The organism is Cryobacterium sp. M25, assembly GCF_002929635.1.
Classification (GTDB): domain Bacteria; phylum Actinomycetota; class Actinomycetes; order Actinomycetales; family Microbacteriaceae; genus Cryobacterium; species Cryobacterium sandaracinum.
This window is the reverse complement of sequence record NZ_PJJU01000036.1, coordinates 1-22,981: the sequence shown is the minus strand read 5'-3', so window position 1 is coordinate 22,981 and position 22,981 is coordinate 1. Positions and strand designations below refer to the sequence as shown.

General features: G+C 64.4%; 27 protein-coding genes and 1 pseudogene. 19 read left to right on the top strand and 9 right to left on the bottom strand.

The features are described 5' to 3' along the window. Window positions 1–158: 158 nt before the first annotated feature. The 3 genes from CXY81_RS03210 (at window position 159) to CXY81_RS03200 (ending at window position 1,670) form a co-directional block, all read left to right on the top strand. Entirely contained in the window at window positions 159–521 is a 363-nt protein-coding gene (locus CXY81_RS03210; RefSeq protein ID WP_233191505.1) for a MerR family transcriptional regulator, read from the top strand. Between the two features lie 79 nt (window positions 522–600). Beyond that, entirely contained in the window at window positions 601–795 is a 195-nt protein-coding gene (locus CXY81_RS03205; RefSeq protein WP_104193942.1) for a hypothetical protein, read from the top strand. Window positions 796–1,355: 560 nt separating this feature from the next. Then, window positions 1,356–1,670, top strand: coding sequence for a hypothetical protein (locus CXY81_RS03200; protein ID WP_146067605.1), 315 nt, complete (start codon window positions 1,356–1,358; stop codon window positions 1,668–1,670). 564 nt (window positions 1,671–2,234) lie between these two features. Here CXY81_RS03200 and araA read toward each other — a convergent pair. The 3 genes from araA to araB are packed head-to-tail and all read right to left on the bottom strand — an operon-like array spanning window position 2,235 to window position 6,183. Further along, window positions 2,235–3,752: an L-arabinose isomerase gene (araA, locus tag CXY81_RS03195; RefSeq protein ID WP_104102641.1), complete on the bottom strand. Its 1,518-nt coding sequence runs from the start codon at window positions 3,750–3,752 to the stop codon at window positions 2,235–2,237. Further along, window positions 3,752–4,462 carry an L-ribulose-5-phosphate 4-epimerase gene (locus CXY81_RS03190; protein ID WP_104193940.1) on the bottom strand — a complete coding sequence of 237 codons (711 nt, stop codon included), beginning with the start codon at window positions 4,460–4,462 and terminating at the stop codon, window positions 3,752–3,754. Before CXY81_RS03190 ends, araA begins: the two co-directional genes overlap by 1 nt. Continuing rightward, a complete protein-coding gene (araB, locus tag CXY81_RS03185) occupies window positions 4,459–6,183 on the bottom strand; it encodes a ribulokinase (protein WP_104193939.1) in 1,725 nt (574 codons plus the stop codon). Before araB ends, CXY81_RS03190 begins: the two co-directional genes overlap by 4 nt. Window positions 6,184–6,431: 248 nt before the next feature. On the opposite strand from araB, the gene CXY81_RS03180 reads away from it, so the two are divergent. The 12 genes and pseudogenes from CXY81_RS03180 (at window position 6,432) to CXY81_RS03135 (ending at window position 17,173) form a co-directional block, all read left to right on the top strand. Then, window positions 6,432–7,457, top strand: coding sequence for a LacI family DNA-binding transcriptional regulator (locus tag CXY81_RS03180; RefSeq protein WP_233191504.1), 1,026 nt, complete (start codon window positions 6,432–6,434; stop codon window positions 7,455–7,457). An 85-nt stretch (window positions 7,458–7,542) separates the two neighbouring features. Next, the gene (locus CXY81_RS03175) at window positions 7,543–8,562 is read left to right on the top strand and encodes a LacI family DNA-binding transcriptional regulator (RefSeq protein ID WP_104102633.1); all 1,020 of its coding nucleotides are present in this window, start codon (window positions 7,543–7,545) and stop codon (window positions 8,560–8,562) included. Between the two features lie 230 nt (window positions 8,563–8,792). Beyond that, on the top strand, window positions 8,793–10,142 hold the full coding sequence (locus CXY81_RS03170; RefSeq protein ID WP_104193938.1) for an ABC transporter substrate-binding protein: 1,350 nt from the start codon (window positions 8,793–8,795) through the stop codon (window positions 10,140–10,142). Between the two features lie 96 nt (window positions 10,143–10,238). Beyond that, window positions 10,239–11,192, top strand: coding sequence for a carbohydrate ABC transporter permease (locus CXY81_RS03165; RefSeq protein ID WP_233191503.1), 954 nt, complete (start codon window positions 10,239–10,241; stop codon window positions 11,190–11,192). Beyond that, entirely contained in the window at window positions 11,192–12,130 is a 939-nt protein-coding gene (locus tag CXY81_RS03160) for a carbohydrate ABC transporter permease (protein ID WP_104193937.1), read from the top strand. Before CXY81_RS03165 ends, CXY81_RS03160 begins: the two co-directional genes overlap by 1 nt. 73 nt (window positions 12,131–12,203) lie before the next feature. Then, entirely contained in the window at window positions 12,204–13,721 is a 1,518-nt protein-coding gene (locus tag CXY81_RS03155) for an alpha-N-arabinofuranosidase (protein WP_104102625.1), read from the top strand. A gap of 10 nt (window positions 13,722–13,731) precedes the next feature. Continuing rightward, complete coding sequence (locus tag CXY81_RS03150) at window positions 13,732–14,667, top strand: aldose 1-epimerase family protein (protein ID WP_233193951.1); 936 nt, start codon at window positions 13,732–13,734, stop codon at window positions 14,665–14,667. A gap of 179 nt (window positions 14,668–14,846) precedes the next feature. Then, window positions 14,847–15,143: pseudogene (locus tag CXY81_RS03145) on the top strand (transaldolase family protein); the annotation flags it as partial. Window positions 15,144–15,516: 373 nt separating this feature from the next. Then, a complete protein-coding gene (locus CXY81_RS17385; protein WP_369828335.1) occupies window positions 15,517–15,831 on the top strand; it encodes a transposase in 315 nt (104 codons plus the stop codon). Beyond that, window positions 15,831–16,382 carry a DDE-type integrase/transposase/recombinase gene (locus tag CXY81_RS17380; protein WP_369828334.1) on the top strand — a complete coding sequence of 184 codons (552 nt, stop codon included), beginning with the start codon at window positions 15,831–15,833 and terminating at the stop codon, window positions 16,380–16,382. Before CXY81_RS17385 ends, CXY81_RS17380 begins: the two co-directional genes overlap by 1 nt. 15 nt (window positions 16,383–16,397) lie before the next feature. Beyond that, window positions 16,398–16,703: an integrase core domain-containing protein gene (locus tag CXY81_RS17375; protein WP_369828333.1), complete on the top strand. Its 306-nt coding sequence runs from the start codon at window positions 16,398–16,400 to the stop codon at window positions 16,701–16,703. A 122-nt stretch (window positions 16,704–16,825) separates the two neighbouring features. Next, window positions 16,826–17,173 carry a DUF3140 domain-containing protein gene (locus CXY81_RS03135; protein ID WP_104102610.1) on the top strand — a complete coding sequence of 116 codons (348 nt, stop codon included), beginning with the start codon at window positions 16,826–16,828 and terminating at the stop codon, window positions 17,171–17,173. 682 nt (window positions 17,174–17,855) lie between these two features. On the opposite strand, the gene CXY81_RS16275 is transcribed toward CXY81_RS03135, so the two are convergent. Beyond that, the gene (locus CXY81_RS16275; protein WP_158251986.1) at window positions 17,856–18,023 is read right to left on the bottom strand and encodes a hypothetical protein; all 168 of its coding nucleotides are present in this window, start codon (window positions 18,021–18,023) and stop codon (window positions 17,856–17,858) included. A 152-nt stretch (window positions 18,024–18,175) separates the two neighbouring features. Here CXY81_RS16275 and CXY81_RS03130 point away from each other — a divergent pair, with 152 nt between their 5' ends. Together CXY81_RS03130 and CXY81_RS16000 are read left to right on the top strand one after the other, a co-directional pair. Then, entirely contained in the window at window positions 18,176–18,349 is a 174-nt protein-coding gene (locus tag CXY81_RS03130; protein ID WP_104169477.1) for a CsbD family protein, read from the top strand. Between the two features lie 118 nt (window positions 18,350–18,467). Then, the gene (locus tag CXY81_RS16000; RefSeq protein ID WP_146067604.1) at window positions 18,468–18,713 is read left to right on the top strand and encodes a hypothetical protein; all 246 of its coding nucleotides are present in this window, start codon (window positions 18,468–18,470) and stop codon (window positions 18,711–18,713) included. Window positions 18,714–19,213: 500 nt separating this feature from the next. Here the strand turns inward: CXY81_RS16000 and CXY81_RS03120 are convergent, their stop codons facing one another. Next, a complete protein-coding gene (locus tag CXY81_RS03120) occupies window positions 19,214–19,582 on the bottom strand; it encodes a hypothetical protein (RefSeq protein ID WP_146067603.1) in 369 nt (122 codons plus the stop codon). 147 nt (window positions 19,583–19,729) lie between these two features. Between CXY81_RS03120 and CXY81_RS15995 the strand changes: the two genes are divergently transcribed. After that, window positions 19,730–19,939: a hypothetical protein gene (locus CXY81_RS15995; protein WP_146067602.1), complete on the top strand. Its 210-nt coding sequence runs from the start codon at window positions 19,730–19,732 to the stop codon at window positions 19,937–19,939. A gap of 70 nt (window positions 19,940–20,009) precedes the next feature. Here the strand turns inward: CXY81_RS15995 and CXY81_RS16570 are convergent, their stop codons facing one another. Then, a complete protein-coding gene (locus tag CXY81_RS16570; RefSeq protein ID WP_199182932.1) occupies window positions 20,010–20,378 on the bottom strand; it encodes a Pr6Pr family membrane protein in 369 nt (122 codons plus the stop codon). Then, window positions 20,273–20,605 carry a Pr6Pr family membrane protein gene (locus tag CXY81_RS17175; RefSeq protein WP_104193933.1) on the bottom strand — a complete coding sequence of 111 codons (333 nt, stop codon included), beginning with the start codon at window positions 20,603–20,605 and terminating at the stop codon, window positions 20,273–20,275. The genes CXY81_RS16570 and CXY81_RS17175 overlap by 106 nt, the downstream gene beginning before the upstream one ends. A 260-nt stretch (window positions 20,606–20,865) precedes the next feature. Between CXY81_RS17175 and CXY81_RS16820 the strand changes: the two genes are divergently transcribed. Beyond that, window positions 20,866–21,054: a UTRA domain-containing protein gene (locus CXY81_RS16820; RefSeq protein WP_233193950.1), complete on the top strand. Its 189-nt coding sequence runs from the start codon at window positions 20,866–20,868 to the stop codon at window positions 21,052–21,054. Between the two features lie 348 nt (window positions 21,055–21,402). Here the strand turns inward: CXY81_RS16820 and CXY81_RS15985 are convergent, their stop codons facing one another. Then, entirely contained in the window at window positions 21,403–21,645 is a 243-nt protein-coding gene (locus CXY81_RS15985) for a hypothetical protein (RefSeq protein ID WP_146067600.1), read from the bottom strand. A gap of 87 nt (window positions 21,646–21,732) precedes the next feature. Continuing rightward, window positions 21,733–22,981, bottom strand: a 1,249-nt coding sequence (locus CXY81_RS03100) for a M23 family metallopeptidase (protein ID WP_146067599.1), incomplete at its 5' end; no start/stop codon positions are given.

Here is a 22,981-nt window from a genome sequence, read left to right as displayed (position 1 = left end):
CGCCCGGTGCGCACAATCATCCGCCGATACGGCGAGGATGGATGGTGGGCTGTCACACATTGTCAGCCGACGACCACAACTCTACCCTAACGTTAGGGTTATGTTCGAGTCCACGCATGAGAGGTCCCGCCATGTCACCGACTGAGCCAACGGCAACTATGCATATCGGCGAACTGGCCGAACGCACCGGACTGTCATTGCGAACCATCCGCCACTACGACGAAATCGGTTTGCTCAGGGCCTCAGGCCGGACTGATGGCGGCTTCCGTCTCTACACGGACGAAGATCTGGCCCGGTTGATCCTGATCCGGCGCATGAAGCCGCTGGGCTTCTCGCTTGAAGAAATGATGTCGCTCCTCAAGACCATCGACACACTGGATGGCGCCATCGAGGGCGCCGACATTGCCGCTGTGAGGTCAGACTTGGAGTCCTTCATCGCACAGGCCGAGGAGCGGCGCCAGGGGCTGCGGGATCAGCTCGCAATGGCCGACGAATTCCTTGCTCTCCTGCGCCAGCAGTGAGCGAGTGCCCTGCGGTGGACTCAGGTGGCTGAAGGTTTAGAACAGCTCACTTCCGCGAATTCATGGGACTCTGAGTAGTGTGACCCGCTGTCGCCCTGACGACCGCCGCTCGACCGAAAACGGCATCGCTGACGGTGACGACAGCTTTGCGAAGAATGTCCTTGCCGTCGAATCCGCTGCAACATTTGAAGCCCGCGGACTCGGCAAGGCCGTGTTGTCCGTGAGCCTAAGCGTCTCTGACGACGAGCGGCTCAATGAAGTGCCGGGCGAGTGAGCCCCGCCGATCGAGATCGATGCCCCTCTGGCGCTGGAGCCGGGCACACTCACGATCCCGTTCGACACGGCGGACCTGGCCAGGCATTGTTCTGTCCGGGCGCGAGGTGGAAGCTGACACGTTGTCTTCATGGGTACGGGAACAGTTAGCCGCATTGGTCTGAACTCAGGTGGGACACCATGAGCGCCAGCCGCGTGCGCAGCGTCATCTACGGCGAAGCGTTGAAAGCTTTCCTCTATCGGCGCGAGGTCCCAGTCAAGCAACTCTCCGAACTCGTGCGGACGGCTCTGGCTGTCTGAAGAATTCAGCTGCGCGAGTCCGAGCGTTCGATCAGTCGACGTTGCCTGAACGAGCAGCCACACCCACGCCGAAACCCACGGCCTTGACCCAGCCAGTGTGCTGCGGGACTCGTGGAACGAACGAGAACGCGGCACCGCCGACGACGTCGGCCCCGTCTTCTCCCGCCGAATGGAACGACGTATCGAAACGGCCCCCGCCAACCAGGCGCCAGCAGTGGCCGGGCGTCCGCCGCAGTCGACGTGTTCCGCGACCGGTACGATATGGACCCGGCACAGACCGAGGCCATTCCCGCGGCGTACCGTGAGCGCGCGGTTGGTGCCGAACTCGCGGCGCGCGTAGCTACCCTGCAGAAGAAGCAGGCTCAGAGCACCCCGCCGAACGCTCGCGAAACCGGCCGGCATAGGCCGGACACCGCACTCGACGTGATGCGCGCCGCGAACCGGATTACGGCAAATAAGCAGCGTAAAGCGCAACGCGCCGCCGGCCTCACCGTAATGCCGCGGCAGGCCACGCGCGGAGACCAGACGACACATTCCGATGACCAGCGTACCCGCGATGACGGCCGCGAACGGTAGAAAATCCGACGCCTCAATGCCGTCGAGCAAGGAAGTCCCGAGCCTCATTTGATCGATTTTCGAAACGACGCGAATTTGAAACTGCTGATCCTTGAGCACCCGGGCGATCGGGCAATCGCGCGACTTTCAGACCGCCCCGCGGTCCGTTCGGAGACATCCCGACCGAGAGCACCCGCCGACAGGAGTGGGTGCGCCTTGCCGCCGAAGTCGACGTGTTCCGTGACCGGTACAAGGTTGAACCGACCCAAACCCAGGCCATCCCTGATGGCGTACCATGAGCGCAGCGTTGGCGCGGAGCTCGCGGTACGAGTGGCGGACCTGCAAGAGAAGCAGGCTCAGAGCGCGCCGCCGAGCAAGTGCGGGGCCGGCCAGCAGATGCCGGCTACCGCGCTCGACGAGGTGCGCGATGCGCGCTGCCGGCCTGACCGTAAAGGCCCGCCCGGCTACCCGCGGCGACGAGTCGAAATCGACCGACGACCCTCGTACCCGTGCCGCCGGCCTCGAACGGTAAGACCGGCGAAACCTCCGCCAAGCTGAGGCGGGAGTCCCGTGTTCGCCCCGGAGCTACAGTCCTTGCGCCAGCCGGTAGTATGCCTGGTTCCATCGCACCTCACGGCCGAAGTCACGCAGTGTCGTGGACTGGTCGATCAGGAGGAGTTCGGTGTGAGCCATCTCGGCGTAGTCTTGGAAGACCTCGATGCCGACGGCAGTCGACATGACCGTGTGGTGGGCGGCGCCGGCGGTGAGCCAGGCGGCGGCGGAGGTGGCGAAGTCGGGCGCGGGGCGCCAGACGGCGCGGCCGACCGGGAGCTTCGGGAGTGCCTCGGTGGGCTCGACGACCTCGACCACGTTGGCGATGAGTCGGAACCGCTCGCGCATGTCACTCATCGCGACCACGACGGCAGGGCCGGGGGCGGCGTTGAAGACCAGGCGCACGGGGTCTTCGCGGTCGCCGATTCCGAGCGGGTGGATTTCGAGTGTGGGCTTCTCGGTTGAGAGCGCCGGGTTTACTTCGAGCATGTGGGCACCGAGGATCAGTTCGTCCCCGGGGGTGAGGTCATAGGTGTAGTCCTCCATCAGGCTCGCACCGCCGGGCAGACCGGCGCCCATCACGTTGGCCACGCGCACGAGGATGGCCGTCTTCCAGTCGCCCTCCCCGGCGAAGCCGTAGCCCTGTTCCATCAGCCGCTGCACGGCGAGGCCCGGCAGCTGGCGGAGCGCGCCGAGGTCTTCGAAGCTAGTGGTAAAGGCGCTGAAGCCGCCGGCCTCGAGGAAGGACTTGAGTCCGATCTCGATCGCGGCACCGTATCGGAGCGACTCGTGGCGTTCGCCGCCCACGCGCAATTCGGGGGCCACGTCGTAGAGGTCTTCGTACTCCGCGACCAGAGCGGTGATCTCGGCATCCGTCGCCGCGTGCACGGCCTCGGCGAGTTCGTTGACCGGCCAGGTGTTCACCTGCACCCCGAAGCGCAGTTCGGCCTCGGTCTTGTCGCCCTCGGTGACGGCGACGTAGCGCATGTTGTCGCCGAAGCGGGCGAGCTTCATGCTGCGGGACGCGGCCCAACCGGCGGCCGCGCGGGTCCAGGTTCCGATCTGGTTTGTCACGGCCGGGTTGGAGACGTGGCCGACGACAGTCTTGCGGGACACGCCGAGACGGGTCTGGATGTAGCCGAACTCACGGTCGCCGTGCGCGGCCTGGTTGAGGTTCATGAAGTCGAAGTCGATCTCGCTCCAGGGCAGTTCGACGTTGGCCTGGGTGTGCAGGTGCAGCAGCGGCTTGGTCAGGGCGTCGAGCCCGGAGATCCACATCTTCGCGGGTGAGAAGGTGTGCATCCACGCGATCAGGCCGATCACCCGGTCATCCGAGTTCGCGTCGAGCGCCGCGCGGCGAATCGAGTCCGAGTCGGTGAGCACGGGCTTCCAGACGATTTTCACCGGGATGTCGCTGCTTGCGCCGAGCGCGTCGGCGATGGTCCTGGACTGCTCGGCGACCTGACGCAGGGTCTCCTGGCCGTAGAGGTTCTGGCTTCCGGTGAGGAACCAGACTTCGTAGTGATCGAGGGTGGTGGTGAGTGTTGGCATTAGCGCAGTGCTCCTTGCGGTGCTTGTCCGTAGACGTTCTGATAGCGGTTGAAGAGGGAGTCGATCGCGGCTTGCGGGATCGGGATGAGGTCTCCGCCCTGGCGGGCGAGGTGCACGGTGCGGGCGACGTCCTCGACCATCACGGCGGCCTTGACGGCGTCGCGGGCGTCCTTGCCGATCGTGAACGGGCCGTGGTTCTGCATCAGCACCGCGCGGGACCGGTGGCCGGTGAGGGCGTCGACGATGCCGCGGCCGATGGTGTCGTCACCGATGATGGCGAAGCGGCCGACGGGCACGGGGCCGCCGAATTCGTCGGCCATCGCCGTGATCACGCACGGGATCTCTTCGCCGCGTGCGGCCCAGGCGGTGGCGTAGGTGGAGTGCGTGTGCACGACTCCGCCCACCTCCGGCATGTTGCGATAGACGTAGGCGTGCGCGGCGGTGTCGCTCGATGGCGACCGGTCGGAACCGGTGGAGCCGGGAATGACGGCGCCCGCGAGGTCGCACAGGATCATGTTCTCGGGCGTGAGGTCGGCGTAGTCGACGCCGCTGGGCTTGATGACCAGGAGGTCGGCGCCGGGCACCCGGCCGGAGACGTTGCCGCCGGTCCAGACCACGAGCCCGTAGCGGGTGAGCTCGCCGTGTAGGCGGGCGACGTCCTCACGGACACGAATGACAGCGGCGTCGACGGTGGGGCCGAAGCGGCTCATGCCGGCACCGCCGCCGAGTGAAGCGATGCGGCCGCATCGCGCTTCAGCGCCTTTAGTCGGTGCATGACGTCGTTCGCGCCCCGGCCGAAGTAGTCGTGCAGCAGCGTGTACTCGGCGAACAGTTTGTCGTAGGCCGTCGCCGACTCGTCGTTGGGTGTGTACACGTTCTTGTTGAGCTTGCCCATGGCCTGGCCGGCCGCGCGCACATCGGGGTACGCGCCGGCGGCGACCGCCGCGTGGATGGCCGAGCCGAGCGCGGGCCCCTGCTCGCTGTCGATGGTTGAGATCGGCATCCGCAGAATATTGCTGTAGGTCTGCATCAGGAAGGCATTCTTGAGTAGCCCGCCGGCCACGATGAACTCGGTCACCGGCACGCCGCTCGCGTTGAAGGTCTCTACGATAGTGCGTGCGCCGAAGGCGGTGGCCTCGAGCAGGGCCCGGTATATCTCCTCGGGCCGGGTGGTGAGGGTCGTGCCCAGCACGAGGCCGGAGAGTTCATGGTCGACGAGCACTGAGCGGTTGCCGCTGTGCCAGTCGAGGGCGATCAGCCCGTGCCCGCCGACGGGCTGGTCCTTGATCAGCTCGGTGAGGTGCTGGTGCACGCTCAGGCCCGCCGCCTCCGCCGCGGCGAAGTAGCGGGCGGGGACTTGGTTGTTGACGTACCAGGCGAAGATGTCGCCCACGCCGGACTGCCCGGCCTCGTAGCCGTAGAGTCCGGAGACGATGCCGCCGTCGACGACGCCGCACATGCCGGGCACCTCGGCGAGCCGGTCCGAGTTCATCACGTGGCAGGTCGAGGTGCCCATGATGGCCACCATCTGGCCCGGCAGCACGGCCTGGGCGGCCGGGCCGGTGACGTGCGCGTCGACGTTGCCGACCGCCACGGCGATACCCTCCGGGAGTCCGGTCCAGGCCGCGGCCTCGGCGGAGAGGGTGCCGGCGGATGCGCCCAGCTGCCCGATCTCATGCGCCACCTTGTCGGCGGCGAACCGCGCGAAGCCGGGATTGAGCGCGGTGAGGAAGTCTTCGCCGGGGTAAGCGCCGTCCTGCAGGATGCCCTTGTAGCCCGCGGTGCAGGCGTTCCGCACATAGTGGCCGGTCAGCTGCCAGACGATCCAGTCTGCTGCCTCGACCCAGTGGTCCATCCGGGCGTAGAGCTCGGGGTCCTCCTCCATCAGCTGGAGGCCCTTCGCGAACTCCCATTCGCTGGAAATCAGTCCGCCGTAGCGGGGCAGCCAGCTTTCGCCACGCTCGGCCGCGAGCGTGTTGATGCGGTCTGCCTGGGGCTGCGCCGCGTGGTGCTTCCACAGCTTGACGTAGGCGTGCGGGCGCCCGGCGTACTCCGGCAGTTCGTTCAGCGGGGTGCCGTCGGCGATGACCGGCACCATGCTGCAGGCGGTGAAGTCGGTGCCGATGCCCACGACCAGGGCGGGGTCGATGCCCGCGTTGGCGATGGCGTCCGGCACGGCGCTTTTCAGCACGGCGACGTAGTCCTGCGGAACCTGCAACGCCCACTCCGGCGGCAGTGCGGCGCCCGTGGCAGCAAGGGTGGTGTCCATGACTGCGTGGGGATAGTCGAGCACGGCCGAGCCGAGTTCGGCGCCGTCCGAGACCCTCACGACGACCGCCCGACCGGAAAGGGTGCCGTAGTCAACACCTATGACGTAGGACTCGGCGCCGGTTGGTGTCTGCGCATCTGGTTGTGCTGCGGTCTCACTCATGAATCGACTCCCTTGCCGGCACGCGGATACAGAACGTCAACTTCGTCTGAGATTCACTGTCGATAACTGTTGGCGTTAGTGAATGTTAGCGCACTATCAAGTGCTGTCAATCGATGATGGGCGCCCTGTCTGGTTGACAAGTCTGCCATTGACGGGGTTGATATCCGCTCCCTTCAGGCCTTTATGACACCAGGCATGGTGCGCTAACATGTCTGAATCGGGGATTTTCTTTTCGGGAGGGGGTGCGCATGGGCAGGGAACCTCGACCGGGCGGCCGCAGCGTGCGCATGATCGACGTGGCGAAACTCGCCGGAGTGTCGCAACAGACTGTGTCTCGCGTCGTGAATGAACATAACAATGTCAGTCCGGACGTGCGCGAACGGGTCGAACGGGCCATCACGCAGTTGCGCTACAACCGCAATTCCGCCGCACGCGCCCTCGCCACGAACCGGTCCATGAACCTGGGCGTGGTCTCCTACTCCCTCCCGGTGCACGGTTCAGCCCTGGTCCTCTTCGGGATTGCCGAGGAGGCGCGGCGCAACGGCTACGCCACGAGCCTGGTGAGCATTCCCCAGGTCGATTCGGCCGACATTCGTGCCGCGCTGGACACGCTCGTCGCGGACGCGGTGGATGGGATCATCGTGCTCGCCCCCATGACGGCAGCCGTCGAGGTGCTGCGGGCACTGGACCCCGACGTTGCGATCGTGCGGTTCGAACAGGGCTCACCGGCAAGCTCGACGGCCGTGTCGATGGACGATGTGCTCGGCGCGCGACTGGCAACCCGGCACCTGATCGGGCTGGGTCACGAAACCGTTTGGCACGTGGGAGGCCCACCCGGCTGGATGGCCTCGGAGGCGCGGCGTGCTGGGTGGCTGTCCGAACTCGCTGCGCACCACCGCACGGTCAATCCCGAGTTTCGTACCGACGACTGGACGGCCGATTCCGGCTACCGGGCAGGCTTGGAGATCGCCGATGATTCCTCTATCACCGCGGTTCTGGTGGCCAACGACTCGATGGCCCTCGGCGTGATCAAAGCGCTTTACGAGCGGGGCGTCCAGGTACCCGGCGATGTGAGCGTCGTCGGCTTCGACGACATGAGCGAGGCCCGCTACTTCCAGCCGAGCCTCACGACCGTCCGCCTCGACTTCAACGAGGTCGGCCGGCTGGCGGTTGAGCGGGTGCTTCGCCTGATGGGCGGCGAGCCCGCGGAGCTGATCCCCGTCATTCAACCCGAGCTGATGGTTCGGGGGAGTACTGCGACCCCGCACCCCTGACCTGACCGTGCGGGCGGTAGATGCAACGTTGTAAAATGTGATCGGATGTCGACGCATTCGTCAATCGCACACTTAAGGAGTCCTCATGGCGGCAACGCTGCACGACGTTGCGAGGATCGCCGGGGTCTCTATCAAGACGGTCTCCAATGTCATCAACGACTACCCACACATCCGGCCGTCGACCAAGCAGCGCGTCGTTGAGGCGATTGCGGAACTCGACTATCAGCCCAACCTGTCGGCCCGCAGTTTACGCTCCGGGCGCACGGGTGTGATCGGGCTCGCCGTGCCGGAGCTGTCGCTCAGCTACTTCGCGGAACTCGCGGACGCCGTGATCCGCTCCGCCGAGCGCCACCACATGACCGTGCTGATCGAACAGACCGGTGGCGACCGCCGACGGGAGATCGAGCTGCTCTCCAGCCCGCGCCGACAGATGACCGACGGCCTGCTCTTCAGCGCCCTCGGCATGGACAGCGACGACTCCGAGTACCTGCGGGTGGGCTATCCGCTCGTGCTGCTGGGTGAGCGCATCTTCGGTGGCCCGACGGATCACGTCACGATGCGCAACGTGGACGCCGCGAGGGCCGCGACCGAACACCTGATCAGTCAGGGGCGCCGGCGCATCGCCATTATTGGCGCGCACGAGGGGGAAATCATCGGATCGGCCGGTCTGCGTCTTCGGGGCTACCGCGAGGCACTTGAGGCTGCCGGCATCCCGTTCGACCCTGCCCTGGTCGGATATACGACGCTGTGGCACCGATCGAACGGCGCGTCCGCGATGCGCGACCTCCTCGCGTCGGGGGTGCGATTCGATGCCGTCTTCGGGCTCAACGACACCCTGACCCTCGGCGCCATGCGGGTGATGCAGGAGGCAGGTCTGCGCATCCCGGAGGATGTCTCGACGATTGGCTTCGACGACCTCGACGAGGCCCAGTACAGCCTGCCGACCCTCTCCACCGTCGATCCCGGCCGGGAGGAGATTGCCGAGACCGCCGTGCGAATCCTGCTCGAACGCATCGCGGAGACGAACCCGGCCGCCCCGCCCCGGGAGGTGCTGGCCGATTTCCGCGTGGTTGAACGTGAGTCCACGGTGTCCCTCACCGCTTGACCGCCTGTACTCGGAGAAATCTCGGCAATTCGCTTGACAGCAAGCCTCTGGACTCGCAATGATAAATTTACAACGTTTACCTACAACGTTGTAAATTTGCCAGCAACGGCCCGCGCCCCCCGCTGGTGTCTCGGATTGACCGCACCAACTCCTGCACCACTCAGCCGCCTCGCGCGCTGATCACAGTACGAACAACGGTGTTCCACCACCGTGAGAGGAAACCAAAAAACATGAAGGTCAAGTTCATGGCCGCGATCGGCGTCATCGCCGTCGCCGCCGCCGCACTCACCGGATGCTCCGCCGATGGCGCCGCATCGAAGTCGAAGCCGGAAGCCTCCTGCACGAACAAGATCGTGAATAAGGAAGCACCCCAGGTCACGGTCTGGGCCTGGTACCCCGCGTTCGAAGAGGTCGTAGACGTGTTCAACACCAGCCACGACGACGTGCAGGTCTGCTGGACGAACGCCGGCCAGGGCAACGATGAATACACCAAGTTCTCCACCTCGATCGAGTCGAAGTCCGGCGCCCCGGACGTCATCATGCTTGAGTCCGAGGTGCTCTCGAGTTTTACCATCCGCGATGCCCTCGTCGACCTCACGGAATACGGCGCCAACGACATGAAGGACAAGTACACCGAGGGCTCCTGGAAGGACGCGTCGAGCGGCGACGCCGTCTATGCCATCCCGGTCGACGGCGGCCCGATGGGAATGCTCTACCGACAGGATCTTTTCGACCAGTACGGTATTCCCGTTCCCACCACCTGGGCCGAGTTCGCGACCGCGGCGCAGGCCCTCAAGACCGCCGGCTCCGATGGCGTGCTCGTCAACTTCCCCACCAACGGCCGGGCCTTCAACCAGGCTCTCTTCGCCCAGGCCGGATCTGTGCCGTTCACCTACGACTCGACTAGCCCGATCGACATTGGCATCGCCGTTGACGACCAGGGATCGAAGGACGTGCTGAACTACTGGAACGACCTCGTACAGAAGGGTCTTGTCACAACCGACGACGCCTTCACCGCCGACTACAACACCAGCCTGGTCGACGGCACCTACGCCGTCTACCTCGCCGCGGCGTGGGGACCCGGCTATCTGCAGGGGCTCTCCGACGCCGACACGGGGGCCGTCTGGCGCGTCGCCCCGCTGCCGCAGTGGGACACGGCCAACCCTGTGCAGGTCAACTGGGGTGGTTCGACCTTCGCCGTGACCAGCCAGGCCACGGACAAGGAGCTCGCCGCCCAGGTAGCCATCGAGATCTTCGGCACAGACGAGGCGTGGAAGATCGGCGTCGAAAAGGGCGCACTGTTCCCCTCCTACACGCCGATGCTCGACTCCGAATACTTCGTCAACCTTGAGTACCCGTTCTTCGGTGGACAGCAGATCAACAAGGAGGTCTTCCTGACTGCGGCTGCCGGCTACGGCGGCGCGACGTTCAGCCCGTTCCAGAATTACGCCTACGACCAGCTCACCGAGGAGCTTTACTCCATGGTGCAGGGCGAACAGGACGGTTCGCAGGCGCTCGACGACCTGCAGGCCACCCTCGTGAAGTACGCGGCCGAGCAGGGGTTCACGGTCGCCAAGTAAGGCGGCTCACACCGCACCCGCTGTCGGCCGGTCGCACTGGCTGGCCGACAGCATCCCTCAGCCCATCTGGGCTTCGCTTGGAAAAAGGATGAATTCATGGCACTCACGCCTGCGGCCACCAAGGCGGCCCCGCCGCTGCCGGTTCGGAAGCCGCGAAGAAACAGCATCGATCTGATGGACCGCAAGCGCCAACGCTGGGGCTGGCTGTTCGTAGCCCCGTTCGGTATCGTCTTCCTCACCTTCCTGGTGGCACCGCTCGCTTACGCGTTCTGGATGAGCCTGCACACGAGCACCCTAGCCACCGGCACGACCTTCACCTGGTTCGCGAACTACGTGAAAGCCTTCACCGACCCGATCTTCCTCGGCGGACTCGGACGGGTCGGCCAGTTCGCGCTGATTATGATCCCCGCCCAGATGATCGTCGCCCTCGTGGCTGCGCTCGTGCTCGACAACCTCTCCACCGCCCTGTCGAAGTTTTCCCGACTGATGATCTTCGTGCCCTACGCCATCCCCGTCGTGATCGGGGCGTTGATGTGGGGCTTCCTCTACAGCCCCCGTTTCGGACCGGCCACCGATATCTTCGGCCTCGTCGGCCTCGCCGCGCCCGACTTCCTGTCCCAGGGCAGCATCTTCGCGAGCCTCGTCAACATCGTCACCTGGCAGTGGGCCGGCTACTACATGATCATCATCTACGCAGCCCTCCGCGGTATCGACCCGGCGATCTACGAAGCCGCCCGGCTGGACGGCGCGAATGGCCGGCAGATCGCCCTCCGAGTCAAGGTGCCGATGATCTCCTCCTCGATGGTGATGGTGCTGATCTTCTCCCTGATCGGCACCCTCCAGTTCTTCACCGAACCGCAGGTGCTGCGCGCCGTCGCCCAGGGTGCCATTCCTGTCTCCTACACACCGAACATGTACGCGTACTCGCTTGCCTTCTCCTACAGCCAGTTCAACTACGCCGCGGCGATCTCGTTCGCGCTCGGCATCGTGGTCTTCATCGGTTCCTATCTCTTCCTCTTCCTCACCCGCAAGCAGAGCGGACTCAAATAATGGCGATTCTCACGCCCCGGGGGGATGCCGCCGTGCAGCCCAGCCAGGTCGACTCAGGCTCCCTCGTACGCCGCCGTAACACCACGCGCGACGGTGGCAGACGGATTGGGTCGCACGTCCTGTTGCTCATCCTCGTGATCTACTTCATCACCCCGTTGTGGTGGCTCGCCGTGGCCGCGACCAAGGACACCGCTGGGCTCTTCAGTGGTACTGGTGGGCCGCTCTGGTTCGATCAGAACTTCAACCTGTGGAACAACATCGCGGGGCTGTTCGAACACCAGGGCGGCATCTACTGGCGCTGGTTGGGCAACTCATTCTTCTACGCGTTCACCGGCGGAATCGGCGCCACCATCCTCGCGGTGCTCGCCGGCTACGGCTTCGCGAAGTACCGGTTCCGCGGGCGCAACGCCTTCTTCTCGCTGCTGCTGGGCGCCGTGATGGTGCCCATGACGGCGCTTGTGATCCCGACCTTCGTGCTGCTGAGCAACTTCGGCCTGGTCAACACGATCTGGGCCGTCATCCTGCCCTCGCTGCTGAGTCCTTTCGGCGTCTACCTGATGAGGGTTTACACGCAGGATGCCATTCCGGATGAACTGCTCGACGCCGCCCGCGTTGACGGAGCCGGCGAACTGCGCACCTTCTTCCAGGTGGCGCTGCCGCTGCTGCGGCCCGCCATCGTCACGGTACTGCTGCTCTCGGTGGTCGGTACCTGGAATAACTTCTTCCTGCCGCTGGCCGTGCTCAGCGACCCAAACCTGTTGCCTGTGACTGTCGGACTCAACAACTGGCAGGCGCTGTCCAACGCCGGAGCCGGCGGCGAACAGGTCTGGAACCTGATCGTCACGGGGGCCTTCGTCTCGGTGCTCCCGCTCATCATCGCGTTCCTCTCCCTACAGAAGTACTGGCAGGGTGGCCTCTCGCTCGGCGCACTCAAGTAGGCGGCGGCCCGGGCCCCGGACATCCGTCATTCGCACTCTCCCACGTCTTGACCAGCACGAAGAAAGAAACACCATGTCTACCGCCAGCCTCACCCTCGACCCGCACTTCACGGTCGGAGCCATCAACCGCCGCCTGTTCGGATCGTTCGTCGAACACCTCGGCCGGTGCGTCTACGACGGCATCTATGAACCCGGGCACGCCTCGGCCGACGCGGAAGGATTCCGCGAAGACGTGATCGACCTCGTCAAGGAACTCGGCGTGTCGGCGATCCGCTACCCGGGCGGCAACTTCGTTTCCGGCTTCCGCTGGGAGGACAGCGTGGGCCCGCGGGCTGCGCGGCCGACCCGGCTCGACCTGGCCTGGCATTCCACCGAGACCAACCAGATCGGCCTGCATGAGTTCTCGTCGTGGCTGGAGAAGGTCGGCAGCGAGCTCATGCTCGCCGTCAACCTCGGTACCCGGGGTGTGGCGGAAGCGCTTGACCTGCTCGAATACGCCAACCTCGGCAACGGCACGGACCTCGCCGAACGTCGGATCGCCAACGGGAAGCGGGATGCTTTCGGCGTGAAGATGTGGTGCCTCGGTAACGAGATGGACGGCCCGTGGCAGCTCGGCCACCGCTCGGCCGACGACTACGGCAAGATCGCCTCCCGCGCCGCGAAGGGGATGCGCCAGCTCGACCCATCGGTCGAACTGGTGGTCTGCGGCTCCTCAAGCGCGCAGATGCCGACCTTCGGCGAGTGGGAACGCGTTGTGCTCGGCCACACCTATGACGACGTCGATTACATCTCTTGCCACGCCTACTACGAGGAGAAGAACGGCGACCTCGACTCCTTCCTGGCCTCCGGCGTCAACATGGACCGTTTCATCGAATCGGTCGTCGCGACCGCCGACCACGTGAAGGCCGTTCGGGGGAGCGACAAGACCATCAACATCTCCTTCGACGAGTGGAACGTCTGGTATATCGACCGGTTCGAGGGCGTCGACAAGATCACCGGAATCGACAATTGGCCGGTCGCGCCGCGCCTGCTAGAGGACTCCTACACGGTGGCGGATGCCGTGGTGTTCGGCAGCCTGCTGATCTCACTGCTCAAGCATGCCGACCGCGTGACGAGCGCGTCGCTCGCGCAGCTCGTCAACGTGATCGCTCCGATCATGACCGAGCCGAACGGGCCGGCCTGGCGGCAGACGACCTTCTTCCCGTTCGCGGTCACCTCGCGGCTCGCCACAGGGGTCGCCCTCGAGGTCAAGCTCGAGGCAGAGCACTACGACACCGAGGTATACGGCACCGTGCCGCTCGTCGACGCGGTCGCGACCCACGACGCGGCGACCGGGGGGACATCCGTGTTCCTGGTGAACCGTTCGCAGATGGAGGACGCGACGATCACGATCGATGTCGCCGCGCTCGGGCCCGTGGGCATCGTCGAGGTGCAGACCCTAAGCGACACGGATGTCTACGCCGCGAACACGCTCGAGGCCCGCGACCGCGTCGGCCTGGCCACCAACGCGTCGGCGCTGTGCGCGAACGGAGTGGTCACGCTCACTCTTCCGCCGGTCTCCTGGACGGCTCTCGAACTGCGGGCGGAGTGACCGAGTCGTCATGAGCGAAGAGGGTGTGATGGCTGCGGCGCCTTCAGGGGCTCAGTACGAAATCACCGGCCACGGCTACCGTGCCGTCGTGACGGGGACCGGAGCCACCCTGCGAGTGCTGCAGTATGACTCACGGGACCTGATCGTCAGCTTTGCGGAGGATCAGCCGATGGTGAACTTCCGCGGGGTGCTCGCCGCGCCCTGGCCCAACCGGATCGCCGACGGGCGGTACCACCTCGACGGGGTGACCCAACAGCTGCCGATCAACGAGCCCTCGCGCGAGTGCGCCCTGCACGGGCTCGTCTACGACCGTGCCTGGCGACTAGTGCACCACAGTGACAGCGAGGTGGTGCTGGGCCTCCGGCTACCCGTCGGCGACGGCTACCCGTTCCAGCTCGACCTCCTAGCCCGCTACTGGCTCTCACCGGTTGGGCTCACGACGTCAATCGAGGCCACGAACGCCGGCACCGGCACGGCTCCATACGGGGTCTGCCCGCGCCCCTACCTGCGCGCAGGCGACTCGCCGCTGCACACCTGGCAGCTCAGCCTGCCAGCCGAGCGATACTTGCGGGTCACACCCGACCGGTTGTTGCCCGACGGCCTCGCCGACGTCGTCGACGGCCCGTTCGACTTCCGCCAGCCGTGCCCGATCGGCTCTGTGCAGATCGACCACGCCTTCACCGGGCTCGTGCGCGACTCCGACGGCGTTGCCACCGTCGAGCTGCGCGATACCGACGGCAGCGGCGTGGCCATGAGTTGGGGAACGGACTGCCCCTGGCTACAGATCCACACCGCGGACTTGCCGACGCCGGGGATGAACCGGCTCGGCCTGGCCGTCGAGCCGATGACCTGCGCGCCGGACGCCTTCAATTCCGGGACCGACCTCATCTGGCTGTCGCCGGGCGCGTCCCACCGGGCGAGCTGGGTCATCGCCGCCCTGGCGTAGCGGCGGTTGGCAGGGAGGATACCCAAGGACCGACGCTGAACACTGCTGCGGCACTGCGCGCCGTCTTAACCGGTTTCACGTCCGGAGCACAATCTTGACGACAATCCCCGAGTCCAAGGAGTTATGACATGACAACTACCCCCGCACAGCGACTGTGCGACGCCGGCGATTCCATCTGACTGGACGATCTCTCCCGCGGCCGCCTCCGGACTGGCAGCCTCCGGAAGCTGATTGAGCAGAAAACCGTTACCGGTGTCACCACCAACCCCAGCATCTTCCACGCCGCCATCACATCGGGTACGGAATATGACGCGGCTATCTCGCAGAAGGCAGCAACTGGCACCAGCGTCGAGGACACCGTCTTCGAGCTCAGCACGGAAGCCGTTGCCAACGCCTGCGACGTCTTCCCCACCATTTATGATTCGACGCATGGGGTCGACGGCCGGGTGTCCATAGAGGCCGAACCCGACCTCGCGAGCTGCAAATACGCGAGCCGGGGAGTACGAACGAAAAAGCCCCGGCATGTATCGCCAAGGACAGACGAGCATGAGTACCGGGGCTAATCGTTGGAGTGGGGGGACTCCGAGCCATAACGGCACCCGCGTGTCGCCCGTTGATCATTCCGCCGCGCCTAGTGACGGTAAGTTCGTGGCTTGGTCGCGGGTTTCGCACCGGTCAGCTCCGGCGGACCCACTGTTGTTGTGATGGGTCCCAGGCCCGTCCTCGATTTCGGCGCTCAGGGCTGGCAGCAGCATCGCGTTGACCAGGGAGAGCGCATCTTCATGGTCGAGGAAGTCGCTCTGGCCCTCACCCCGTCGAGTGGACACCTCACAAGAGAGAATGTTCACTATGGCAAGATCACGTCGGGACTTCACCCCTGAGTACAAAGACGAGGCCGTGAAGCTGGTTTTAACCACCGGCAGGGCTGTCGCAACTGTCGCCCGCGAGCTCGGAGTCAACGAGGCCACTCTGGGCCGCTGGGTGAGCGCGTTCAAGGCTCGCAACGAGACTGGGCAGACCGAGGTGACGGAGTCTGAACGGGCCGAGCTGCTGCGGCTACGCAAGGAAAACGCGGACCTGAAACTGGACAGGGCGTTCTTGAAAAAAGCGTCCATCTTCTTCGCCCAGGAAGCATCGGATACGAGCGTCTTGCGTTCGAACTGATGCTGGCGGAGAAGACCAACTTCACCATCACCCGCATGGTCCGCCTCCTCGAGATCTCCCGCTCGGGCTACTACGCCTGGATCGGCAGGGCGCCGTCGCCGGCGTCGATTCGCCGGGTGCACATCGAGCAGAAAGTCGCCTTCTTCCACGGCGATTCCGACGAGGTCTACGGCGCCCCCAGGATCCTGGCCGATCTACGTGCGGACGGGAAGATCATCTCCCGCAAAACCGTCGCCGCGACCATGCGCCGCCTGGGATTGGCGGGCATCTGTCCGGAGAAGTGGAAGACGACCACCATCATTGACCACACTGACGCGTACCCGGTCGACGCCGTGAAACGCCAGTGGGACACCGGGGCGCTGAACCAGGTCTGGGTGGGCGATATCACCTACCTGAGGACGTGGGAGGGATGGGTGTATTTGGCGACCGTCATCGACGCTCACAGCCGCTGCGTCATCGGGTGGGCCATCGCGGACCATATGCGCACCGACCTCATCCAGGATGCCTCACGATGGCCATGGTTCTGCGCGGGGACCGCCCGGCGACGGTGATCTTCCACTCGGACCGTGGCACCCAGGGCGTCGGAACAGATCACTCTCTTCGCGGCCAAGAGCGGCATCACCCGGTCGATGGGATACACCGGGATCTGCTGCGACAACGCCATGGCCGAGAGCTTCTTCGCGACCCTGAAAACCGAGTTCTACTACCGCCGGGTTTGGCCCACCCGAGCCCGCGCGATCCGCGGCGTCGCGGACTGGATCGAGGACCGCTACAACCGCCGCCGCCGGCCCTCCGCGATCGGGCACGTCACGCCAGTGGACTTCGAGATGCAATACTCGTCACAGGCCGCAGAGATCCAACTCGCCGCTTAACCCGTGTCCACTCTCCGGGGTCAAGGCCATGTGTGGCTCGACCCTACTTCGTGAAAGTTGAGATCACACGCGAAGCCTGAACGACCCTTGTTGCCGCGCATCATCACCGCAATGATGGATTTATGGCAGATAAGCAGAACGATGTCGATGAGATCTGGGATGACTGGAAAGACGCGGTCACGATGACCGCCAGTGAGATCAAATCGTGGCTCGACACGGACGAATCCAAGGAGGTCGGACAAAAAATCGATGGCAGCGGGGAGTCCATCGGGCACAAGTCCGGTCGCAGAATCGTGACAATTCTTGGAACGAAGAAAGCCGATCTGACTGCGTCCGATGTCGAACACATGCATAAGGTGGTCAGCTACGTGAAGCGGCACAGGGCACAGGGACCGGATTCTGATATCGAGCACTCACGATGGCGATACTCGCTGATGAACTGGGGAAATGATCCACTGAAGAAGGTATGACGTAATAGGAAGGTGCGGAGTTCACCATGCGCGCCGCTGCAGGAGCGCCTGTTTCATCATGGGTCGGGTTCGGGAGGTGCGACGATTTCGGTGAATCCGGCTCGGTGGAACATGGAGACGGGGTGCCGACAAACCTCACAAGCAGCGTTTTGGCGCACCTGTATATGGGCGTGTTCAGCGCCAACGCAGCATGGCTCGTCCTGCCCGTCATGGCGTTTGGGACTGCCCCGCCGACGCAACGATCGCTGAAAATGGTCTCTCACGAGCGACCACCGCACCGATCCCCCGGAAACTGGTCAGCGTCCCAGCCTGGGTCTCCTCCTCCCCGCGGCGCACTACGCTGCACCTGCCCGAGCACTGGCACTGTGAGAAACCCTGGACGGCCCTGTTCGACCAGAACTTCCGCCCACGACAACCCGCCTAATCTGACCAACCAACCAACCAGCCAGCATCGGCATCAACTGGAGTGCCAGGGATCACCCCGGGCCGCGAGACCCAGACCTCACCCGCACTTGAATCTCCCCAAGCCCGCCAAACCGAAACCAGGACTCGCTCAGAGGCACACCGGTAAATTGAGGCTAGGAGTCAGCGGCCCCCACGCCCGATAGACCTCAGAGCCGCGTTCACGCGGAGGGCTGTCCGGGCGCGGGCACGGGGTGCAGGTGCTGCGTGTTCACGGGCTTCAAGTTCGACCACGTCTGCCCCCTATCGCATCTGCGCGGCGCATATCCACCTTGTCACGTTTGCGGCGCTCCTGATCACAACGGCGCACGACGTAGAAAACCAAGCTGACGACCATCAAAACAACAACGATCACGGCGACGATCCACAACACATCGGCGGTATTCATTCGTGTTCCGCCCTTGGTAACGCAAGCGTTGGCGGTCTAGATGGCTTTCCTGAAAATGCGCTCCGCATGCTAGCCCCCCGGGTGCACTCCTCGCAGGTGTGTACAAACGAGTTGGTGCATATGATTATTGCGGAAGCGAAAGGAATGAAAACTTGAGCGGCACTGACAAATTCAAGAATGACGGAGAAAAAGTCATCGGTATGGCTAAAGAAGCGGTGGGTGATGCCACGGACAACGACAAACTCCAAGCCGAAGGCAGGGCCGATCAAACAAAAGCCGACCTGAAGCAGGCGGGCGAAGACATCAAAGACGCCTTTCGAGGTTGATCATCATCGCGCCCGAACGGCAGCGCCACAACCGAGAGACTCCTCGGAGGATCGCGCGGCGCGCCGTCACGCTTATCGTTCGCCGTTACCGACAAAACTCGGAGATTAGAGGATCAGCATGAATGGCAATGGCAGCACCCAGAATGAACCGATTGAGGCCCAGCACTCTCAATCGGATGACGACAAGGTCGCGGGGATTCTCGCACAGGAGGAGGCAGACCTCGCTGGCCACAGCAAGCCCCAAGTTCTCGACGCGTTGCGTGAACGATTCGCAGATACTGGTTACACCATGAGCGAGGCAGCTCTCCAGGACCATGCACGTCGAATTGCCGGACTCGACCCGAATGATTTTTCAAGCAAGTGACCGTGACTCAGTAGCAGCGCGCGGCGGCAAATTTTTTTGGATGCCAATAGGAGCCAGCGAAACGAGGCGGCGATGCAAATGTCTCGTAACCTCAGGACGCGGCCAGTATTTGACTTCAGCGACACTCCGAAGTGCGCTTCGACGCTGCCCGTATTCCCCGGGTGAGCCCACCTTCGTTTCTCTGCCCCGTCGCAGCTATGGCCTGGAGAATCTTGGCCCGGCGTCATCTTAAAATTGAAATGGTGCCCACCGGGCCTGCCTCTCGCTCGCCCACTGCGAGCCCGGTAACGGTGTGCTCCGAAATGAGTGGTCGCTCCGATTCGGCCAGGCCGCGAAGATCCCGAATACGATCTTTCCGGGGTGACGTCCGTCTGATCTGACCGGTGTGTACCCGGCGCCTACGACTCGGTCAAGGGCAGTGACGGGGACGAAATTATCGAACTTACATGCGACGTTGTCCTCGTCACTGGCGTGCTGATGAGCCATCCGGGGACCGGGACTCATCCGAGCAGAGTGGTATCCGTTTCTCGGGCCAGGCACTCGGTCTGAGCGTGAAACTCGGCGTGGTGTTCCGCTGTCCCAATAATGATGGACCAAGGCGACCCGTCCAGTCCCGACAACATCGTCGCATTTTGCCAGACGTACAGCCACAGGCCGAGCATGGCCTCGTCGACCGCGGCCGGGGTCTTTAGATGGTGGTTGCAGATCGCAAACGTCGTGTCACTCAAGTGATCGTAGATCAGGCCGAACGCGGCCTGATTACCGGAAGCCATGCTGAGCATCAGCGTCTGTTGATCGGATGCCTCAGACTTCGGCGTCACTGCACTGGTCCGCTTCGATAGCTGGCGTCCGTTGACATTGTTCTGCACATAGGATCTCCACTGCTGAAATGCCGAGGCTCGTGACATGTGGTGAAACTTGATTATGACCAAGTGATCTACGTGCGATACAGGTTGAGGTCATCGCGACAATAGCACTCGCTGCCGGTCTGGGGCTGTCTCCTGACCGGTTGAGTCGTGATTCGAGAAGATATCAGTGCCGGACACCGACGCCTCACCGGAATTTACAACGCCGGTGGAAGCGAACACGGACTTTCCACATTTCTGCTGACTACCGCAGAAGTCGCAGGCCATATTGGCCAACTCCTCTCGGCCGACGACGACTGGCCGATCAGTGGCCTCACCCAAGATGAAGTGGTCCTCCTCCTCGGCGAAATCAGCGGTTAGGGAGCCTACGACGCACGGCTATTGGTCATGCCACCGGACGCCTCGGTTCCGAACACCGTAAGGGGTTCGGCTACCGTATCTCTGCCAGCGCGGGGCTGCGAAGGGGGTTCAACCGACTTACGGTCCAGATGACGGCGGCGAAAATGACGGTGGCAACAGCGATAGCAAGGGCATAGAGCGCGACGATGCCGTATCCCTGTGCCGGGTTCAAGAAGGGGTAGGGCACCCATCCGTCGGTTGCCCCGCGGAGGAGCACGACCATGATCCACACGATGGGGTAGATGAGGGCAATCCATAGTTCGTTCCATCGGAGTGGGCTGCGGTCGTTGTAGATCAGCCAATCACACTGTTGGCCCAGGCCAGAGAGACGCCCCCTTCGAGCCCGGCGAGCAGCAAGTTGTAAACGAATCCGGTGATCACTATGTAGGTTGTGGCACACCCTCGCGCTAATACCAAACGTAGGGATTGGTGTCTCCCGGAGAAGGAAACGAAGACGGAGATTGCCAGCACGATGACCACAATGATGTTGCTCTGCATTGTGAAAAAACCGAAAAAGTTGAAGGGGTTGATCGTGGCGCGGGTGGCTGCGTCGAAGAATGTCGACACGATCGCAGTTGTACCGAGGAGCACGATGGCGAGGCGAAGTGAAGGAGCAAGGAGTTTCATATTTCATCTCTGATCGGTGGTGTTGGTGCTGTGCACATCTGTGTCACGAATCCTAAGGGTTACGACGTACACGGCAGATGCCAGTGCTGGGGAACTGATGCCCCCGACTTTGATTCCACGGGCCGGGGTGCATGCGCGAAGGATCGATGGGGCCATCAGCTCCCAGGCCTTCCGGTCGCTGGCGCACGAGCCACGACCGCGGTTCCCTGCGGGACCTGAACGGGTCGGCCAGGCATTCGCCCGGCTCGCGCGGCGTGACTATGTCAGTCGCGAAGCAGCGCATTGCAGCGAACGCATCCGAGCGCGCGCTCCTTTTCCTGCCCAAGGGCGCAGTGGTGTTGACCACGACGCGGACAGCGTTTGAGAACTCCGGCCGTGCGGTCAAGTTCGGGCAGCACTGCTACGCGCCCGACTTCTATAGCTTCGAAAACACCCTCGTCGACAAATGATCGGGCACCTGACCCGGAATCTCAGAGGTGCAACAACCTGAGTATCGAGACTGTCGCTGCGGTGCGTTCCGCTAGAGTTCCACGCCGTTAGGCGGCATCAACGCGGGCACGATCCTGGCGGTTGTGCCCTTGCGGCGGTAGAGGTGTCCTTGCTCAGGGTCGCCGTCCATGACGCCAGCGTCGGCTCGAATGATGGCGTGCCAGAGGGCCTTGACCGGGCGACTTCTCCCGGGTGGAGCCACCACGGGGCGCACCACGGTGTGGGTTTAGTTCCGACGACCTCGACAGTGGCGAGGTGGCTGGTGAGCCAGTCTGAGGAACATTTGGCGGACGTCGACCGTGTCCTCGTCAGTGTCGGTCGAGTCGCAGTCGTCGTGGTCCGCCATGTGCTGCCACCTCCGCTGCAGCGGTGTCGTCGGGCACCGCGACCGGTGCCGGCGCGGGGGTCGGTGTCCTGGTCGTGGCGCGGTTGATGGTGGTGGTGAGGGTTGTGTCGCGGGACCAGAAGACGGTGTTGACCATGACCGGTCGCGCTGCATCCCCAGTCGTCTGCGCGGCCACGACAGCACGAGCTGCGTCGTAGTTGGTCATGTAGTGGTTTGGGTCGGCGTTTATCTGCACGGCACGCGCGGCCGCGTTGGGCGTAAACGACCCCAGTTTGGCGCGCTCACGAGGCACTCAGCCGAACTGCACGCCGCGCTGCACCAGGAACGGCCGCGGGTCGACGGCGGTGCCGTCCGTTCGCACCTCGAAGTGCAGGTGGCAGCCGGTGGAGGCCCCGGTGCTGCCGACGCTCGCGATGACTTGCCCGGCGATGACCGTCTCGCCGACGCTCACGAGGGTCTGGCCCTCGGCGAGATGCGCGTAGCCGGTGGCGATACCGTTGCTGTGGTTGATCAGGATCCAGTTGCCGTAGGTACCCAGAGGTGCTGCCGTGGCCACGACCCCCGCGCTCGCCGCATAGACGGCCGCCCCGCACGCCGCGCCGATGTCGGTGCCGCCGTGGAAGTCGTTCACCTCAGGCAGCGGTTTATCGTGCCGGGGACCGAAGGCATCCGTCAGGGAGCCGACCGCCGGCGCGGCCCAGCCCGCACTGCTCGGCTGGCCTCGGAGCCGGCCGCCGAAGTCGTCGGTGCCGGCCGCGGGAACCAGGTTGGGCAGCGGTGTCAGAACCAGGGCGACCGGCGTGCTCGCCGCGAGATCGGCCACCTTAGCGGAGGCCGCATCGAGCTCCTGCTGGGCGCCCTCCATGGCGAAGCGGGTGTCGGTGAGCGGGATGGCCTCGATCGCTGCCCGAAGTGCGGCGTCCTGGTCCTGCAGCGCATTCTCACGCTTCGTGTCGGCGTCGACCTGGGCCTGCACCTCGTCGAGGCTGTTCGTGAGCCGGTCCAGGCTTTCGAGCGTGGCGAGCCGGGCGAGCAAATCATTGCCGTCGCTGCTGCCCGCGAGCAGCACGTCCACGGGCTCGGGCCCCGATCGCTGCAGGGTGGCGCGAACGAGCGTCGCCAGCGCCCGCCGGGATGCCTCGGCCCTGGCGGCGGCGTCGGCGCCCTGGTCGCGCACCAGATCGGCCTGCACGACAGTGGCGTCATAGTCGGCCTTGGCCCCGGCGTAGGCCAGTTTCGCTGCGTCGTAGGCGGCCTGAGTGGCGGCGGCGGCCGTTCGGGCGTCTGCTGCTGCTGCTGCTGCAGCTCGATCGGCTGAGGCTGATCCGGCATCCGCGGTCAGCTCTGCCGGTGCCGGTGCCGGTACCTGTGCAGTCGGCTCGGCGGCCGGTTCAGGCTCCGTGGGTGCGGGCGGCTCTTCGCCGGACGCTGGGGGAGTGGTGGGTGTTGGTGTCGGGGTCGGCTCACCCGTCGGCTCCGTGGTGGGGGCTGGAGCCGGTGCCGGTTCGAGCGTGGGGGTAGGGGCTATTGTTGGCTCGGGC